The sequence below is a fragment of the Rhizobium sp. Pop5 genome (assembly GCF_024721175.1).
Taxonomy (GTDB): Bacteria; Pseudomonadota; Alphaproteobacteria; order Rhizobiales; family Rhizobiaceae; genus Rhizobium.
Map to the genome: position 1 here is coordinate 3,816,905 of NZ_CP099399.1, position 17,996 is coordinate 3,834,900.

Annotated in this window: 14 protein-coding genes; 7 read left to right on the forward strand and 7 right to left on the reverse strand. The window is 62.0% G+C overall.

The annotated features are described in order from the left end of the window. Positions 1 to 102 precede the first annotated feature (102 nt). Complete coding sequence (locus NE852_RS20965; RefSeq protein WP_008528258.1) at positions 103 to 1,422, forward strand: glucoamylase family protein; 1,320 nt, start codon at positions 103 to 105, stop codon at positions 1,420 to 1,422. Positions 1,423 to 1,565: 143 nt separating this feature from the next. Further along, positions 1,566 to 1,754: a DUF982 domain-containing protein gene (locus tag NE852_RS20970; protein ID WP_245270571.1), complete on the forward strand. Its 189-nt coding sequence runs from the start codon at positions 1,566 to 1,568 to the stop codon at positions 1,752 to 1,754. Here the strand turns inward: NE852_RS20970 and NE852_RS20975 are convergent. Beyond that, positions 1,723 to 3,432 carry an ABC transporter ATP-binding protein/permease gene (locus NE852_RS20975; protein ID WP_008528262.1) on the reverse strand — a complete coding sequence of 570 codons (1,710 nt, stop codon included), beginning with the start codon at positions 3,430 to 3,432 and terminating at the stop codon, positions 1,723 to 1,725. The genes NE852_RS20970 and NE852_RS20975 overlap by 32 nt on opposite strands. Before the next feature lie 315 nt (positions 3,433 to 3,747). Here NE852_RS20975 and NE852_RS20980 point away from each other — a divergent pair, with 315 nt between their 5' ends. Then, positions 3,748 to 5,190 (forward strand): M81 family metallopeptidase, encoded by a 1,443-nt coding sequence (locus NE852_RS20980; RefSeq protein WP_008528264.1) that lies wholly within the window; start codon positions 3,748 to 3,750, stop codon positions 5,188 to 5,190. A 268-nt stretch (positions 5,191 to 5,458) separates the two neighbouring features. Further along, complete coding sequence (locus tag NE852_RS20985) at positions 5,459 to 6,793, forward strand: glucoamylase family protein (protein WP_008528267.1); 1,335 nt, start codon at positions 5,459 to 5,461, stop codon at positions 6,791 to 6,793. Between the two features lie 18 nt (positions 6,794 to 6,811). On the opposite strand, the gene NE852_RS20990 is transcribed toward NE852_RS20985, so the two are convergent. The 6 genes from NE852_RS20990 to NE852_RS21015 form a co-directional block, all read right to left on the reverse strand. Further along, positions 6,812 to 7,849 (reverse strand): ABC transporter ATP-binding protein, encoded by a 1,038-nt coding sequence (locus NE852_RS20990; protein ID WP_008528269.1) that lies wholly within the window; start codon positions 7,847 to 7,849, stop codon positions 6,812 to 6,814. Next, positions 7,846 to 9,426 (reverse strand): iron ABC transporter permease, encoded by a 1,581-nt coding sequence (locus NE852_RS20995; protein ID WP_258156718.1) that lies wholly within the window; start codon positions 9,424 to 9,426, stop codon positions 7,846 to 7,848. Before NE852_RS20995 ends, NE852_RS20990 begins: the two co-directional genes overlap by 4 nt. A gap of 207 nt (positions 9,427 to 9,633) precedes the next feature. Further along, positions 9,634 to 10,659 (reverse strand): iron ABC transporter substrate-binding protein, encoded by a 1,026-nt coding sequence (locus NE852_RS21000; protein WP_008528278.1) that lies wholly within the window; start codon positions 10,657 to 10,659, stop codon positions 9,634 to 9,636. A gap of 202 nt (positions 10,660 to 10,861) precedes the next feature. Then, complete coding sequence (locus NE852_RS21005) at positions 10,862 to 12,400, reverse strand: aldehyde dehydrogenase family protein (protein WP_258156048.1); 1,539 nt, start codon at positions 12,398 to 12,400, stop codon at positions 10,862 to 10,864. 64 nt (positions 12,401 to 12,464) lie between these two features. Continuing rightward, the gene (locus NE852_RS21010) at positions 12,465 to 13,748 is read right to left on the reverse strand and encodes an FAD-binding oxidoreductase (RefSeq protein ID WP_008528282.1); all 1,284 of its coding nucleotides are present in this window, start codon (positions 13,746 to 13,748) and stop codon (positions 12,465 to 12,467) included. 65 nt (positions 13,749 to 13,813) lie between these two features. Continuing rightward, a complete protein-coding gene (locus NE852_RS21015) occupies positions 13,814 to 15,226 on the reverse strand; it encodes a VOC family protein (RefSeq protein ID WP_037171872.1) in 1,413 nt (470 codons plus the stop codon). 101 nt (positions 15,227 to 15,327) lie between these two features. On the opposite strand from NE852_RS21015, the gene NE852_RS21020 reads away from it, so the two are divergent. The 3 genes from NE852_RS21020 (at position 15,328) to NE852_RS21030 (ending at position 17,991) form a co-directional block, all read left to right on the forward strand. Then, on the forward strand, positions 15,328 to 16,236 hold the full coding sequence (locus NE852_RS21020) for a LysR family transcriptional regulator (RefSeq protein WP_008528285.1): 909 nt from the start codon (positions 15,328 to 15,330) through the stop codon (positions 16,234 to 16,236). 70 nt (positions 16,237 to 16,306) lie between these two features. Continuing rightward, on the forward strand, positions 16,307 to 16,543 hold the full coding sequence (locus NE852_RS21025) for an Lrp/AsnC ligand binding domain-containing protein (protein WP_008528286.1): 237 nt from the start codon (positions 16,307 to 16,309) through the stop codon (positions 16,541 to 16,543). Positions 16,544 to 16,812: 269 nt separating this feature from the next. Beyond that, a complete protein-coding gene (locus tag NE852_RS21030) occupies positions 16,813 to 17,991 on the forward strand; it encodes a glycosyltransferase family 4 protein (protein ID WP_037171869.1) in 1,179 nt (392 codons plus the stop codon). Positions 17,992 to 17,996: the final 5 nt, after the last annotated feature.

Below are 17,996 nucleotides of genomic sequence, written 5' to 3' on the forward strand. Positions count from 1 at the left end.
TGCTCATGCGTCGGCCGCATCGCGCAAGAGCGCGCTGTGTCCGACCAGAGCCGGCTCCGGATACTCCACGAAATCATCTCATCTTCTCGGGGTTAGCCAGTCATGCCGGAGTTGCCGTCAACCGATCCCGAACTGAACCGGATACCGACGGAAGAGGATCTCGGTCGCCTTCAGTTCACGACCTTGCTCTATTATCTGCAATGCACCAATCCGGACAACGGATTGGTCCGCGACAAGACCCAGGCAGGCGCACCGGCGAGTATCGCTGCCGTCGGGATGGCGCTTGCCACCATTCCTGTCGTGGTGGAACGCGGCATCGTCATTCGGGAGTTTGCTGCCAAGATCGCCCGACGCCGGCTAGAATTCCTGATGTCTTGCCATCAGGGACCGGAACCGGACGCCTCCGGCTACAAGGGCTTCTTCTATCATTTCCTGGATATCGAGACGGGACGAAGGGTCTGGCAGTGCGAACTGTCGACGATCGACTCGGCTTTCCTGTTCGCCGGCGCTCTGACTGTCGCAACCTATTTCGATGCAGACACCGAGGACGAGGCGAAGGTTCGGACCCTTGCCACATCGCTCTACGAGCGAGCGGACTGGAACTGGGCTTGCGACCACGGGGCGACACTCACCCACGGCTGGCGACCGGAAAACGGCTTCATCCCCTATCGCTGGCGAGGCTATGACGAAGGTCTGCTGCTTTACATTCTCGGTCTCGGCTCACCGAGCCACCCCCTGCCACCGGAAAGCTACGCGGCCTATACGCAGAGCTACGAATGGAGGAATATCTTCGGCCGCGAACTGCTCTATTCCGGCCCGCTCTTCACGCATCAGCTTTCACATATGTGGATCGACTTTCGCGACATTCGCGACCAGTTCATGCGCGAGCATGGCAGTGATTATTTCCAGAACAGCCGGCATGCCACCTTCGTTCAGCAGGAATACGCCATCCGCAATCCGCTGGGCTTTGCAGGTTATGGCGAACATTGCTGGGGGTTCACGGCAAGCGATGGCCCCGGTTGGACGAAGAGAAACTTAGACGGCATCGACAGGGAATTCTTCGACTATATCGCGCGCGGCGCACCCTATGGGCCGGATGACGGAACAGTATCTCCCTGGGCAGTGGTTGCCTCGCTGCCATTTGCGCCCGAAATCGTCATCCCGACCGTCAGGAATTTTGCCCGCATGAAACTTGGCATGACCCGGCTTTACGGGTTCAGGCCATCGTTCAACCGGACATATACGATGAACGACAGGAACGACGAATGGTGGGTCAGCCCTTATCATTTCGGCATCGACCAGGGTCCCGTCGTCCTGATGATCGAAAATTATCGAACCGGCCTGCTGTGGAACATTATGCGTCGGTGCGAGCCGGTGGTGGTCGGTTTGAGGCGAGCGGGTTTTTCAGACGGCTGGTTGTGAGGATGGCGCCAATAGCAAGGTGTCGCTGAGGGGTCAGATTCGGCGGGCTTTGAGCCGGCAGCCGACAACTGACGAGTGGATCATGGATAAAGTATCGCCCGGTCCCCGTATGCGTGCTGTTGCGCACCGGCAACCATGGCGCTGTGGAGTTCATCGCCACCGCGGAGGATGCGCTTGCAAAGCTGCACGATAACTGGCCGCGACCGGAACGAGCCTACCGGCATGCCGTGGAGAGCTGTCAGGACGTCGTTCGAGGCTGGGCTCCGACCTATGTCGCGCGGATGGCATTCGAGGAAGCCGTCAAAGAGGCCGGTCTTCATCTTCACCTCTAGTGTTTTGATCGACCCACGTCCAGGAACCGTCAGGACCATATTCGAGAACGGCATCATAGGCTGAACGCGGCGCACCCGGTTCGGCGAAATTGATGCAGGCGATCCTTCGATCCACAAATAGCTTAAGAATTCCGGCAAGATGCTCGTGCCCGAAGATGGCATCGGCTTTTTCCAGAACAATGTATGACGGAGCGGCTATCAGCGCGCTCGCAAGGGCGACGAGCTGTTGTTCGCGCGGCGACAGCAGGCTAGACCAGTCCTGTTCGCTGTCGAGGTCGCCAGGCATGAGATCGCGGGCGAGCCCGACATTCTTCAGCAAAGCGAAGATTTCAGCATCCGTTGTCTCGGCCGAAGGCTTTGATGGCGCCAGGATCTGACGCAGGGTTCCCGGACCCGAATAGGTTCGCTGACCGAGAAACCGCACCTGCTGATGAGATGGGGTGACGATGCGTCCTATCCCCGACATATCTAGTCCCGCTGTGGCCCGGAACAAGGCGGCGCCTGCGGCGTCACCCGCTCCGGTTACGACCACACGTCTATCGGCCGGGATAAGGACCGACAATTCCTTCAGCAATACCTCGCCGCTCGGCGATGTCAGCGTCAGGCGTTCGTAAGCGAAAATACCTTCGGCCTCGATGCGTTCGAAGCGCGTATCCGGCGCGCCATGCGCGCTTTCGATCGCCTCAATGAGCGAACTGATGCGCGCTACGACGGCCGCGAAGCTCGAGATCGAGTTGAATTGTGCGACAATGAAGGAAAACGCACCAACGAGCATCGCAAAGGCTGCCGCCGATTGCGTGATCACGCCGAATTCCATGTCGCCCCGCATGAAAGCAGGCGCGATGATGACAACAGGCAGGATCTGTATCATCCAGTTGTAGCCGGTGGTGAAGAACCCGACGTTGCGATTGATGGAGATTATCCGCCTGAAGTTCGCGGCGAGATCGTCGAACTGCCTCGATAATCGGTTGGCATGGCGCTGCTCCGTGCCCTCGATCATAATCGATTCCGCGTTTTCTCGGACACTGATCAGCCCGGAGCGGAAGGCCGCTTCATTGTCGAGCTGGTTATAATTCAGCTTGATCAAAGGCCGCCCCAGGACGATCGTCATAAACGATCCGAAGGCAGCGTAGACGACAGCGGTAAAGAAAAGAAGCGGGCTGATCAGCCATAACACGCTCGAAAAAGTGAAAACCGTCAACAGGCTGCTGAGCAGCATGAGCAGGAACGAGAGCGTCGTCGTCGCGAATGCCTTTATATCCTCGGCGATCCGCTGATCGGGGAAAGAAAGTGTGCCCTGAACGCCGAGCCGGTAGAAAGCACCGCCGCTCATATAGAGGCCGATGGCGCGACGGGTGAGGAATTCTCGCCAAAGCAAAGCCAGCCGCTCTTCGGCGAAGCGCGCGATCACCGAGACGATCGTCGAGGCGGCAAAAGCGCCGGAGTAGAGGATCGCCTGGCGGATGAATTCGGCCGTTTGCCTTTCAGCGATGGCAGTCATGAAATGTCGGCCGACGAAGCTGTTGACCACATTCAGTGCACTAACGCCGCCAAAAAGGGCGATCAGGGAGGTGAGAAGGAACGCGGCCCGTCCGCCGACATCGGATGTCATGAAGAGTCTGACCGCGCGGACAAGCCGTGTCGCCGTCACCTTGAGCGGAATTTGCTGTTTGCTCATATTCGCCCCCCGCCGTGTCTTTGGAATGAATTATAGCGTGAAAAATCCACGAGGGAGAGCGACGCATGAACGGGTGAGCGTAGCTTTTCAGCCACGAAACCGGCCCAAGACGGAACGTGACCTCATCGGCAACCGTTCCCGGCCACCGCGAGGCGCGGACGTATCGAGGACGATGTGCATACGCCGCTTGCAGCCGGCGCGCGCTTGGTGTCAGATGGCCCCTAAATTCCTGTCGGCCGCATTGGCTCCGAAAGTCAGAGCCGACGACACCACTCCTAATGTCCTGATTGCTCCCAACATCATTTGAGGCTCTTCATGCGCATCGCCGTCGGTGGCATTCATATCGAATGCAGCACATACAATCCCGTCCTGAACGAGGAGAAGGATTTTCGCGTGATACGGGGCGCGGCGCTGCTGGAATCGCCCTACTTCGCCTTCCTCAAGGATTACGACGCCGAATTCCTGCCGACGATCCATGCCCGCGCCATTGCCGGCGGCCCGGTTTCGCGCGCCACCTACGAAACCTTCAAGAATGAATTCCTCGAGCGGCTGAAGCCGATGCTGCCTCTCGACGGCCTCTATCTCGCCATGCACGGCGCCATGTATGTCGAGGGCATGGAAGATGCCGAAGGCGACTGGATCACCGCCGCCCGCGCGCTTGTCGGCGAGGATTGCACGGTTTCGGCAAGCTACGATCTGCACGGCAACGTCACGCAGCGCATCATCGACGCGCTCGACATCTATTCGACCTATCGCACCGCGCCGCACATCGATGTCGAGGAGACGATGCGCCGTTCCGTTTTCATGCTGGTGAAGAGCTTGAAAACAGGCGTGAGGCCGGTCGTTCTCTGGGCGCCGATCCCGGTCGTGCTGCCCGGTGAGCGCACCAGCACCGTCGATGAGCCGGCCAAGGGCCTTTATGACATGCTGCCCGAGATCGATGCGATCGAGGGCGTCTGGGATGCTTCCCTGATGGTCGGTTACGTCTGGGCCGACGAACCGCGCGCCACGGCCGCCGCCATCATGACCGGCACCGACCGCGCCGTGCTGGAGCGCGAGGCAAAGCGTCTTGCCCGGGCCTATTGGGATGCGCGTGGAGACTTCGTCTTCGGCTGCGAGATCGGCTCGATCGAGGAATGTGTCGCCAGAGCAATGGCAAGCCCGACGGCACCCGTGGTGCTCGCCGAATCCGGCGATAACCCCACCGGCGGCGGTGTCGGCGACCGGGCCGACGTCTTGGCCGAACTGATCGCCAGAAATGCCAGCGGCGTCGTCTTCGCCGGCATTGCCGACAAGGCGGCGGCGGAGACGTGTTATGCCGCAGGAGTGGGCGCAGAACTCACCCTCAGCGTCGGCGCCTCGCTCGATATCAAGGGCAGCAAGCCGGTCACGGACCGCTTCTCCGTCAAATTCCTGCATGAGACATCAGATCCCTCCGATCGCCAGGCGGTCGTTTCGATCGGCGGCATCGATCTCGTGCTCTCCGCGAAGCGCCGGCCCTATCACAACATTGTCGATTTCACCCGCCTCGGCCTCGATCCGCACCGGGCGAAAATCATCGTCGTCAAATCGGGTTATCTCTCGCCGGAACTGGCGCCAATCGCCAATCCGAACCTGATGGCGCTGTCGCCGGGCGTGGTCGACCAGTTCGTCGAACGCCTGCCGCGGCTGCGCAAGCAGCACCCGACCTATCCCTTCGACAAGGATTTCGCCTTCGCGCCGCAGGTTTTCTTCTCAGCACGCTCGGTAGGGGCGTGAGATCCGGCTGGCCCGCGCGTAAGCCCACTCCGAGGAACGCGTGGCAAGGCAAGTATTGCGGGAAATAAGCTGCTTCGAAAAGGCGCGGCTGATCGTTTTTGCTGCACCGCTTATATGACTTATCCTAGATACTATTTTACTGATAATTGTTAACGCCACCCCGGCCGCTTTCGTGTTCTCTTATCCTTGCGAATCAAAAAGGTTTGATTTGCCGGGGGACGTCCCCCATGTTGAAGCATGGGGCGATGCAACAGTTGGGTAGGAGCCTATGCTGCAACGGATTGAAGACATTGATGCCGCGCTCGTCGACAGATTGCAGCATTCAGCGTTCAAGTACTTCCTGAAATATTCCAATCCCGAAAATGGCCTGGTGGCCGATACCTCGATCGGCGGCGTGCCAGCGAGCATCGCGGCCGTCGGCTTCGCGCTTTCATCCTATCCCGTCGGCGTCGAGCGTTCCTGGATCAGCCGAGCGGAAGCAGCCGAACGCACGGTCAATACGTTGCGCTTCTTCGCCGAGGCGCGCCAGGGCGAGGAACGCCACGCGACCGGGCATCGCGGCTTCTTCTATCATTTCCTGCATATGGATACCGGCCATCGCGCCTGGAACAGCGAGCTTTCGACCATCGACACGGCGCTGCTTCTCGCCGGCGTCCTGACATCGGCGCAATATTTCAACCGCGAGGACGACGAGACGGAAACAGAGATCCGCGAACTTGCGACCTTCATCTACGAGCGCGTCGACTGGCGCTGGGCGCTAAACAAGGGCGACACCATCTCCATGGGCTGGAAGCCCTCCTCCGGCTTCCTGCGCTGGCGTTATCACGGCTTCGACGAGGCGATCATCCTCTATGCGCTGGCGCTCGCCTCGCCGACGCACCCGATCCCGCAGTCGTGCTATGACGCCTTCACCTCGAGCTATTCCTGGATGATGTTTGGCGAACAGCCCTATCTCTATGCGGGTCCGCTCTTCATCCATCTTTTCTCGCATGCCTGGATCGATTTCCGCGGTATTCAGGACAAGCCGATGGCGGAGCGGAACTGGGACTATTTCCGCAACACCCAGGTCGTCATTAACCTCCAGCGCGATTATGCCGAGCGCAATCCCGGCCAGTTCGTCGGCTACAACAGGAATATCTGGGGCTTCACCGCCTGCGACGGCCCGCCGCCGACGCGACGCATGCGCGGCGGGCGCCAGCCGAAGGTTCTGGGCTACGCCGCGCGCGGCGCGCCGCTTGGGCCCGATGACGGCACGATCGCACCCTGGGCGGCACTCGCCTGCCTGCCTTACGACAAGCAAGCGGCTCTCGACGGCACCAAGGCCCTTCTGACCAGCTACCCAAACCTGCTCTTGGAAGGTGGCTTCCCCGGCGGCTTCAATCCGACCGTACAGACGAAACGCCCGGAAGGCTGGGTCGACGACCGCACCGTCGGCATCGACCAGGGCCTCGTCGTCATGACCGTCGAGAACGAACGCTCAGATTTCATCTGGAAACTGATGCGGCAATCGCCAACCATCCGCCTGGGGCTCGAGCGCGCCGGCTTTACCGGCGGCTGGCTAGAAGGCATCGAGCCGGAAGAAGTGGTGCGCAAGTTCGGCTAGGACGCGCGGGTTTTACGCTCAGGTCTCGAAAACGTGCGCCTTTCCGGCAATATCGAGGCGGACGAGATCGCCGCGCGCCGGAAGCGCGACGCTCGAAGTCTTGATCCGGATCGGCGGCAGGGCGACGCCGTCGAGCGAGACGGCGACGGTGCAGACCGCACCGCCGAATTCCACTTCGACGACACGTCCGCCGTAGCTGCGATCGCTATCATCGGCAACGACGCGGATCTGCTCGGGCCGCAGCATGATCTCCGCCTTGCCCTGACGGCTACCCTCGATGGGAACGCGACCGAGAGCGCAATCGGCCAGGCCGTTGCGGATGATGGCCGGAAGCAGAACGGCATCGCCGAGGAACAGCGCCGTCTCGCGATCCTTGGGATGGAGATACAATGATTGCGGCGATCCGGCCTGGATCAGCCGCCCCTCCCGCAAGACCGCGACCTGATCGGCGAAGCTCAGCGCCTCTTCCTGATCATGCGTGACGAGGATAGCGGTGATGCCGGCCGTCTGCAGCACGCGCGCAACCGCCTTGCGCATGTTTTCGCGCAGGCCCGTATCGAGGGCCGAGAAAGGTTCATCGAGCAGCATCAGCCGCGGCTTGCGGCCGAGCGCTCTGGCCAACGCCACACGCTGCTGCTGGCCGCCGGAAAGCTGATGCGGACGCCGGACAAGCATGCCGCGATCGAGCTCGACCATATCGAGCAGCTCGACGATGCGCTTCTCGCGATCCGTCGCCCCACGCTCGAAGCCAAAGCCGATATTCTCGGCAACACTCAGATGCGGGAACAGCGCGCCGTCCTGCGAAACGATGCCGATGCCGCGCTTGTGGGCCGGCACCACTGCCGCACCGTCGGCAAGCACGCCGCCATCCAGCGTCACCCGGCCGGCATCGGGCTGCTCGAAGCCGGCAATGATGCGCAGCAGCGTCGTCTTGCCCGAACCGGAAGGGCCGACGACGGCGGTGCGGCTGCCTGCCTGCACTTCGAGCGAGATATCCTTCAGCGCCTGAACCGGGCCATAACGCTTGCTGATGTTTTCGATCGTAAGCAGCGTCATTGGCCGGCAGTCCGTTTCGATTGGGTATAGAGCGTCAGGGTGAGCGGCAGCGACAGCACGATCATCATGAAGGCGTAAGGGGCAGCCGAGACATAGTCGATCTCGCTCGTCAGCGACCAGAATTTTGTCGCCAGCGTATCGACGCCGTTGGGCGAAAGCATCAGCGTCGCCGTGAGTTCGTTGGTGATGCCGAGTGCGGCGAGCGCGACGCTGGCGGCCGCTCCGGGGGCGGCAAGCCGCATGGTGATCTGCCGCACCGCCTGGCCCGGCGTACGGCCCAGGCCCATTGCAGCGCGTTCCAGCTCCACCGGCGCCTGGGCGATGCTGGCGCGCAGCCCGACCATGGCACGTGGCAGGAAAAGCAGCAAATAGGCGACGAGCAGCGTTGCGAAGGTCTGGTAGAGCGGCAGCACGAGACGCACGGTAATCGTCACCAGCGCCAGCGCCACGACGACACCCGGCAGCGAGCCGACATAATAATGACAGGCTTCGAGTACGCGCTGGAAACGGCCGGGCGCGCGCACCGAGAGCCAGGCCATCGGTGCTGCGGCAACCGTCGCCAGCACGCCGCCGATGACGGCAAGCACGATCGTCTGCAGGAAAGCGTTGCCGACTTCGATGCGCCAGATATCGGCGCCGCCGAGATAAAGCCAGCGGCCGAGCGTCACCAGGGGCACGCCGAGTGTCAGCACCGCGAGCATGACGGGCAGCAACACGGCCGGCACAACGAACCAGCCGAGCCGCCGGCGGTCGGCCGGACGCGGCGAGCCCGAGCCGACGCGGGCATAGCGTTCGTTGCCGCGCAGCAGCACTTCCAGGCCGAGCAGGAACAGGCAGCAGGCGACGAGTACGCCGCCGAGCATGTTGGAGGCCGGACTGTTGTAGGAGGACTGGAACTGGTCGACGATCGCCGTTGCGAAGGTATCGAACCTAATCATCACGAACAGACCGTATTCAGACAGAAGATGCAGCGCGATCAGCAGCGAGCCGCCGCAGATGGCAAATCTCAGTTGCGGCAGCACGGCACGGAAGAAGACGCGCCAGGGATTGAGGCCGAGCGAAGATGCTGCATCCTCGATGGCGGGATCGAGACGACGCAGCGCGGCGGCGACCGGCAAATAGAGGAACGGATAATAGGCGACCACCGAGACGAAGACGCCGCTCTGCAGGCCGCGCATGCCGGGAATGAGGCTGACCCAGGCATAGCTGTGCACGAAGGCGGGCACGGCGAGCGGAGCGATCGCAAGCCAGGCCCAGAGCCGCGGAAAAGGAATGTCGGTCCGCTCGGTCAGCCATGCGAGCGTTACGGCAAGCGCGATCGACAGCGGAATGGTGATCGATTCCAAAAGAAGCGTATTGACGAGGAGTTCGCCGACGCGCGGCCGGAAGACCAGCGTCTTCACCGTTTCCCAGCCGACATCATAGGTTATCCAGCCGATGAAGCCGAGCGGCACGAGACTGAAGATCGCGACGACGGTCGCGAGAAGCATCACGGAAGCATGCGGGATGCGCCCGCGCGGCAAAACCATTCGCACGGCCCTCTGCGCCACCGGCGCCTCGTTGCCGGATGCGAGCAATCTGTTGTCCTGCAGCAAGGCCGATGCCTTCACACGCTGAAAAAGGAAGGCAACCGCCTTTAAAGGGGTGGTTGCCGGATTTCGTCATGCCCTAAGGTTTTCTTGAGCCAAAAGCAATAGTTTTGGCCAGATGAAGCCTGCGGCAGAAAGTCAAAGCATGTCGCGCAAAAGTGTGCAGCGGATTTGCGGCTACGACATGCGGAAAACTTAAATGAGACCCGCGGCCGTCATCAGCTCCACGACCTTCTTGCTGTCGAGGGTCGATGCTTCGACCTTCGGTGCGTTGAGATCGGCAAGCGGGGTGAGCTTGTCGTTGGAGGGTGCATCCTTGCCGATGGCATATTCATAGGACGTGCCGTCCTTGAGAATCGCCTGGCCTTTCTTGCCGGTGATGAACTTCAGGAAAGCCTGGGCTTCCTTCTTATGCTGCGTGGACTTCAGGATGCCACCACCCGAAACGCTGACGAAGGCGCCCGGATCCTGGTTCTTGAAGTAATGCAGGCCGACATTCTTGCTGTTCTCGCCGGTTTTGGCCTGATCGCCGAACCAGTAGTAGTGATAGATGATCGCGCCTTCGACTTCGCCGGCGTTGACCGCCTTCATCGCAACGCTGTTGCCCTTGTAGGGCGTGGCGTTGTCCTTGAGGCCTTTCAGCCATGCCTTGGTGGCGTCTTCGCCCTTCAGCTGCAGCAGGGCCGCGACGATGGCCTGGAAGTCGGCGCCGGCGGGCGCCGCGCCCCAGCGGCCCTTCCAGGCCGTGTCCTGGAGGTCGAGCATCGACTTCGGCAGCTTGTCCTCGGTGAGCTTCGTCTTGTCATAGGCGAAAACCGTGGTACGGGCGGCAATGCCGGTCCACATGCCGTCAGCCGGGCGATACTGCTCCGGAACCTGATCCAGCGTTTCCTTTTCGACCGGTGCAAAGAGGCCCGCGCCATCGACCAGCGTCATGGCAGGCGAATTCTCGGTCAGGAACACATCGGCCGGAGAAGCGTCGCCTTCCTGGATGAGCTGGTTGGCGAATTGCATGTCGCCGCCCTGGCGCATGGTGACCTTGATGCCGGTCTCCTTGGTGAAGGCGTCGATCCATTCCCGGCCCAGGCTTTCGTGCTGGGCATTGTAGACGACCAGGCCTTCGGTCTCTTGCGCATTGGCGCTGCCTGCGAGAGCAGTGGCGGAGAGAAGCGAAGCGGCAAGCGCAAGCACGTGTGAAAAACGATTAAGAGCAATATTCATAACGGCCTCCATGACGAGTCACCCGGGCTCCACCGGGAGTGATGGAAGGCGTATATTTTTCTTGACTAGCGATTTCAAGTTTCGCCTTCACAAAAAAGGCATCACAATAACTTGACCAGATATTTCATATTAAAAGGGAATAAGATGCAATTCGGCCCGAAAGGCGGCGCTCCGCATGCGCCGCCTTCCCTGCCGCATCAGCCTATTCCACGTCGAACTTGACGCCCTGCGCGAGCGGCAGGGTGCTGCCGTAATTGATCGTGTTGGTGGAGCGGCGCATATAGGCCTTCCAGGCATCAGATCCGGATTCACGGCCGCCGCCCGTCTCCTTCTCGCCGCCGAAGGCGCCGCCGATCTCGGCGCCCGAGGGACCGAGGTTGACGTTGGCGATGCCGCAATCCGAGCCGCGGGCCGAGACGAAGGTCTCAGCCTCACGCATATCGTTGGTGAAGATCGACGACGACAGTCCCTGCGGCACGGCATTGTGCAAGGCGAGCACCGCATTGAAATCGCTGTATTTCATCACATAAAGGATCGGCGCGAAGGTCTCGTGCTCGACCGGACCGGTCTGATCAGGCATTTCGACGAGCGCGGGGCGAACGTAGAAAGCATCCGTCAAACCATTGCCGACGCGCTCGCCGCCTGTCACCGTGCCGCCGGCCGTTTTCGCCTCGCCGAGCGCCGCCTGCATCTTCTCGAAAGCCTGACCGTCGATCAGCGGTCCCACAAGCGTGCCGGTTTCGAGCGGGTTGCCGATGGTGACGGAGCCGTAGGCCTTCTGCAGGCGCGGCACCAGCTGGTCATAGACGCTTTCATGCACGAAGAGACGGCGCAGCGTCGTGCAGCGCTGGCCGGCCGTGCCCATGGCGGAGAAGGCGACGCCGCGCAGCGTCAGGTCGAGATCGGCGCTCGGGCAGACGATCGCGGCATTGTTGCCGCCGAGTTCGAGAATGGCGCGGGCAAAACGCTGCGACAGGCGCGGGCCGACCGCGCGGCCCATGGCCGTCGAGCCCGTAGCGGAAACGAGCGGGATCTTAGGATGGTCGACCAGCACTTCGCCGACATCGCGGCCGCCGATGATCAACGTCGACAGATTGGCCGGCGCCGTGCCGCCCTCGGCAACGAAACGCTTCAGCGCCTTCTCGAACAGCGCCTGCACGGCAAGCGCCGTCAGCGGTGTCTTTTCCGAGGGCTTCCAGACGGTGGAATTGCCGCAGACGATCGCGAGCGCCGCATTCCAGGACCAGACGGCGACCGGGAAGTTGAAGGCGGAAATGATGCCGACCACGCCGAGCGGATGCCAGCTTTCCATCATTCGGTGCTCCGAGCGCTCGGTGGCGATCGTCAGGCCGTAGAGCTGGCGGGAAAGGCCGACGGCGAAATCGCAGATGTCGATCATCTCCTGCACCTCGCCGAGTCCCTCGGAGGTGATCTTGCCGACTTCGATCGAGACGAGGCGGCCGAGTGCTGCCTTTGCGGTGCGTAATTCCTCGCCGAGCAGACGGATCAGTTCGCCGCGCTTCGGGGCCGGAACGGAACGCCATTCGAGGAAGGCCTTGTGCGCCTCTTCGATCGCCGCCTTCGTCTCGGAGACGGAATGTTCCCGGAGTTTGCCGATTTCCTTGCCGGTAACAGGCGAAGTGACGGAAAGTGTGCCGCCGTGATAGCGGCCGGCATCGACGCCGAGCTCGGCAAGCAGCTTGGCGGTTTCGGTGGCGAGATCGAGGACGGCGATGGTCATTGTCGTGTTTCCAATCTTATTATTCCAGAAGCGAGTTTCGCTTCCCAGAAGCGTTTACCGGTTCTCAGAAGCGGGCGTCGGCGAAGTGGGCGACTTGAGCGCCGGCTTCGTACCATATTTCCTTGAGCGCCCGGAAGCTCGGCTCAGTGGGCGCCGTCAACGGCAGCGGCAGATCGGCTTCCAAAAGCCGGCCGAGAATATGGTCCGCCAGCGTCCGGCCGAAGACCGTGCCGGGTGCAATGCCGCGGCCATTGTAACCGGAAAAGCCGATGACATTTTGCGCGAATTTATGGAAGCGCGGCAGCGCATTGTCGGTCATGCCGATCTGGCCATACCATTCGCATTCGAATTCGACATCGCCGATGACGGGGAAAAGCCGCTTCAGCGCGCGCTTGGCCCAGCCCTTGTGCACGGCAAGTCCGGTATTGCGCAGCGCCCCGACGCTGCCGAAAACGAGACGGCCGGCCTGGTCCATGCGGAAGGAGGAGAGGATGTCCTTCGTATCCCATACGCCCTCCCGCCCGGGCAGGATCGACTGCCGCAGATTGTGGCCGAGCGGCACGGTGGCGAAATTGAAATAGGGCAGATAGATCTGCTCGTTGCGCACCTGCTCGAAGGGGCCGGTGCTGTAGGCATCCGTCGCAACGATGATCCAGTCGGCGCTGACTTCACCGCTTTCGGTCTTCACTCTCCAGCGGCTGCCGTTGCGCTCCGTCGCGGTAACGGGGCTCGACGTATGAATGGCAGTGCCAGCCTTGACGGCGGCATGAGCAAGGCCGCGCACATAGGCAAGCGGCTGCAGTGTTCCGGCGCGCATGTCGAGCAGCGAGCCGGCATAGGCATCGCTGCCGATGCGCTTGGCGGTCTCCGCCGCGTCGAGCAGTCTCACGGGCGCGCCGCGCGCCGTCCATTGCGCCACACGCTGCTCGATCTCCTTCAGCCCGTCGGGACCGACGGCACAATGGAGCGTGCCGTTCCGCTCGAGTTCGCATGCAATCGCATGCCTATCGATCAGCTCCATGACGAGCTTCGGGGCATTGCCGAGCAAATCGAGCAGGCGCTCGCCATGCACTGAGCCGAGCACGCCGGGCAGGTCGTTTGGCATCACCCACATGCCGGCATTGATCAGGCCGACATTGCGCCCCGAGCCGCCGAAGCCGATCTCCTTTGCCTCCAGCAGCACCACCTTCGACCCGGCTTCGGCAAGATGCAGGCCGGCAGACAGGCCAGTGTAACCGCCGCCGACGATGACGACGTCGGCCGATACCGCGCCTTTGAGGGGCGAGGTTGCCGGCGGTTCGGCTGCGGTCTTTTCCCAGAGGCCGTGGGAGCGCGGATCATTCAGCATGGCTCAGTCCGATTGGAGTCGAAATCGCGGGTACTCTAATGCACCTCGTTTACGAAAGCATCATTTCAAGCAACGGTCTTCAGCTGCAGCCCCGCAAGACCGAGCGCTTCGATCGCCGCATCCAACGAGGCGGCCTGACGTTCGGCGTAGAGCGCCAGTTCGTCCTCAACGGCAGCGCCGAGTGCTGCCTCGAAGGCATCGCGGTTCGAGCGCGTCGCATAGTTCTGCTGCTGGTCGGTGCCGAGGTTCGACTGGAAGATGCCAGCCGCGCTGACCGGCAGGAAATCTTCGTAGACAAGAGGCGCGAAGGCAAGATAGCCCCTGGCAATCAGCGCCTCCGGATCGCGTGGCAGCACGCCGCCGACCGCGGCGGCAAGACCCGCAGGCGTCGCGCTGTAGCGGAAGAAGGCAAGCTCCTGCCTGCGCAGTTCTTCCCAGTTGTCCGGCAGCGCTTTGAAGCGCTCGGCGAGTTCCTGGTCGTAGGCGCCGGCCTTGGCGCCGCCGGCGCCGACCTGCACCTCGCCGCGAGCCGAAGCCAGCAGCCGGTCGTAGAGCGCCCGCCCCTTCGCCGTCAGCGCCACGCCGCGCTGCTCGATCTCGCCGAAGCGGGCGGTGTGCGTTCCTCTGGCCGCACCCTCTTCACCAGAGAAGGCGATCGCCTCTTCCAGCGCCTTGAAGCTCGTCTGCCGCAGCAGGATATCGCAGTTACGGCGCGGCGGCCCTTCGATGACCGCCTTCGGCGTGATGCCGCGTTCCGGCATGCGGGCCTGGACCGCGTCGATATCGAGCGTGCGCGGCGTCAGATGGTTGATATGGGGTCCCTTGAAGCTGACGACGTCGGCGATCAGGCGATGCGCGTCATGCAGGCGCTGGTAGGTTTCGGCGCTGACCGTCGCCTCGCCGTGCCAGCGGAAGGTTTCAAGCGCCTCGGCGACGAATTCTGCCGCTTCCGCCTCCGTCAGGCCGCCATTCTGCTCATGACGCTCGATCAGCGCGATGGCGCGCGGCGTATAGATGTGGCGCGCTGCCAGAATGGTTTGCGCCTCGGCACGCAGCCCTTCATCCTCGATCAGCTCCAGCCGCAGCAGCGAGGTGAAGACCCGGAACGGATTGACGTTGAGGGCCGCTTCATCGATCGGCCGGAAACAGGTGGAATGAACGGGCACGCCGGCGACTGACAGATCGTAATAGCCGACCGCCTGCATGCCCATCACGGCGAAGAGCCGCCGGATGGTGAAAAGTTCCTCTGCCGTGCCGAGCCGGATGGCGCCGTGGCGTTCGACGTCGATCCGTTCCAGCTCGCCGGCGCTGGCCAGGCGCTCGCGCAGCTCTGGGTCCTTTTCGAGGCAGCCGGCATTCACCTCCGCCACCAGCTCGATCAGCGTGCCGTATTGCGGCACCTCCGCCCGGTACATCTGCGACATTGCTTCAGTAAAGAGCCAGCGGATGTGATCGGTGGAAACGAGGGCTTGCGGCATCTGGAACTCCGGCTCATTCCGTTTTTGCAGGATGAAACTCTTTACAAGCACCACAAAGGTGGAAATATCGACATTTTGGAAATAGCTCATTCTGAAACGGAATGACCATGAGCACGTCAAGGCGCTTCTTGCCATCGATTTCGCATCTCGCCGCCTTCGAGGCGGTTGCCCGCACCGGCAGCGTCACCGCGGCGGCGCGCGAACTCGACCTGACACAGAGCGCCGTCAGCCGGCAGGTAAGCGCGCTGGAAGAACAACTGGGCGTCGAACTCTTCCTGCGCGAACGCCAGACCATGCGGCTGACGCTCGCCGGCGACAGCTATGCCCGCGAGATCCGCGAGGCGCTGCGGCGCATATCGAGCGCCTCCTTGAACCTGCGCGCCAATCCGCATGGCGGAACGCTCAATCTCGCCATCCTGCCGACCTTCGGCACCCGCTGGCTGGCACCGCGCCTCGGCCGCTTCCTCGCCGCCAATCCCGGTGTCACCATCAATCTCGTAACCCGGCTCTCGCCCTTCGATTTCCGCCTTGATTCGATCGACGCCGCCATCCATTTCGGCCATCCGCACTGGCCAGGCGCCGAACTCGCTTTTCTCATGTCGGAGCGCACGGTGCCGGCCTGCAGCCCCGATTTTCTCGAGCGATACGCGATCTCGGAACCGGAAGATCTGCTCACTGTTCCGCTTCTGCACCTGACGACGCGCCCTGATGCCTGGGAGCAATGGTTCGCCAGCAACGGCGTTGCCTTCGAAAGCGTGCACGGCATGCTCTTCGACCAGTTCGCCACGGCCGCCCAAGCCGCGATCGCCGGGCTCGGCGTCGCGCTGCTGCCGACATTCCTGATGCAGGAAGACCTCGGGCGCGGCGATCTCGTCGCCGCCATCGATCGGGAAATGGAAAGCCGCGAGCGTTATTACCTCGCCTTTCCGCCCGAACGCGCCGACTACGCGCCGCTCGCCGCCTTTCGCGACTGGATCGTCGCGGAAGCGGCGGCCAACCCAACTGCGTGACGAACGGCTTGCATCGGCGTGGCGCTTTCGACCATTATATCAGCAAACCAAACGTTCGCAGGAAATTCCCATGAAGCCGATCTTCGTCCAGCTCCAATGCGCACCCGGCAAGACCTATGAGGTCGCCGACGCCATCTACCAGACCGAACTGGTCTCGGAGCTCTATTCCACAAGCGGCGACTACGACCTGCTCATGAAGGTCTACATCGAGGAAGGCCAGGATATCGGCAAGTTCATCAACGACAACATCGCCAATATCCCGGGTATCGTCCGCTCGCTGACGACGCTGACTTTCAAGGCGTTCTAAAGCAATTCCAGCAAAACTGTGCAGCGGTTTTGCCAGGCAAAGCGCGAAGCGCTTTTGCCGGGAATTGCGTGAAAACAAAAAGACAGAGCATTTTCCTGATTCGTAGAAAAACGGAGATGTTCTGAGCCCGTCAGACACGATTAACCTTTTCGCGAAGATTAACCCTCGCTGGAAGTCGCTTAAAGCGCGCCTTAACGCCAGGGATATCTGGTCGCTGCTATAAGAGTCTCCGCATCAACAAGGGCGGCCTACGCAGCGATAGGTGGAAAATGGTGATCGTCGAGGCAGACAGAGTGCGCGACAAGCCGCAGTCGGAAGCGGCGCCGCTGATCGTTCACGTCGTGCGCCAGTTCCTGCCCAATCGCGGCGGTTTGGAAGACGTGGTCGCCAATCTCGGCCGCCAGACCGTGCGCCGCGGCTATCGTGTGCGCGTCGTCACGCTCGATTCGCTTTTCACCGCGCCTGAGGACAAGCTGCCGCCTCGCGAAAATATCGACGGCATCGAGGTGGTACGGATTCCCTGGTCGGGCAGCAGCCGTTATCCCTTCGCCCCTCAGGTTTTCCGCCATCTCGGCGATGCCGATCTGCTGCATGTCCACGCCATCGACTTCTTCTTCGACGCGCTCGCCTGGGGCCGGCTGCTGCACGGCAAGCCGATGATCGTCACCACCCATGGCGGCTTCTTTCACACCAGGAAATTCGCCGCGATCAAGAAGATCTGGTTCCGCACGCTGACCCGCGCCTCGGCGATGGCCTACCGGCGCGTCGTCTGCTGCAGCGCCTCCGACCTCAAGCAGTTTTCCGAGATCGTGCCCGAAAGCGTCCTGATCGAAAACGGCGCCGATATCGGCAAGTTCGCCAATACCGCTTCGCGCCGCGCAAAACGCCGTGTCGTCACGATCGGCCGTTTCTCGGTGAACAAACGGCTCGACCACCTGCTCGATGCGATGGCCGTGTTGAAGACGCGCGACCCGGAATGGCATCTCGACATCGTCGGCGCCGAATCAGACCTCAACCGGACGGATGTCGAAAGCGAGATCGAAAACCGGAGCTTGACCGGCCGCGTTACCCTGCACGTGTCGCCTGACAACGATACCATCCGCCGCATCATCGCCGAGGCCTCGCTCTTCGCCTCCGCCTCGGAATATGAAGGTTTCGGGCTGGTGGCGCTGGAGGCTATGAGCGCCGGCCTCTTGCCGGTGCTGAACGCCAACGATGCATTTCAGACGCTTGCCGGCCGCCATCCCGTCATCGGGCTCGCCGACTTCAACAATCCCGAAGCCGCTGCCGCTGCAACGGAATCAGCATATGACGGCCTTGCACGTCAACCGGACGCCGTTCGTGCGGAGCTTCTCGACGCCGCCCGCGGCTATTCCTGGGATATCGTCGCAGGGCGCTATATCGATCTCTACAGATCGCTTGATATCGCCGCCGCCGAAAGTCTCTGATCCCA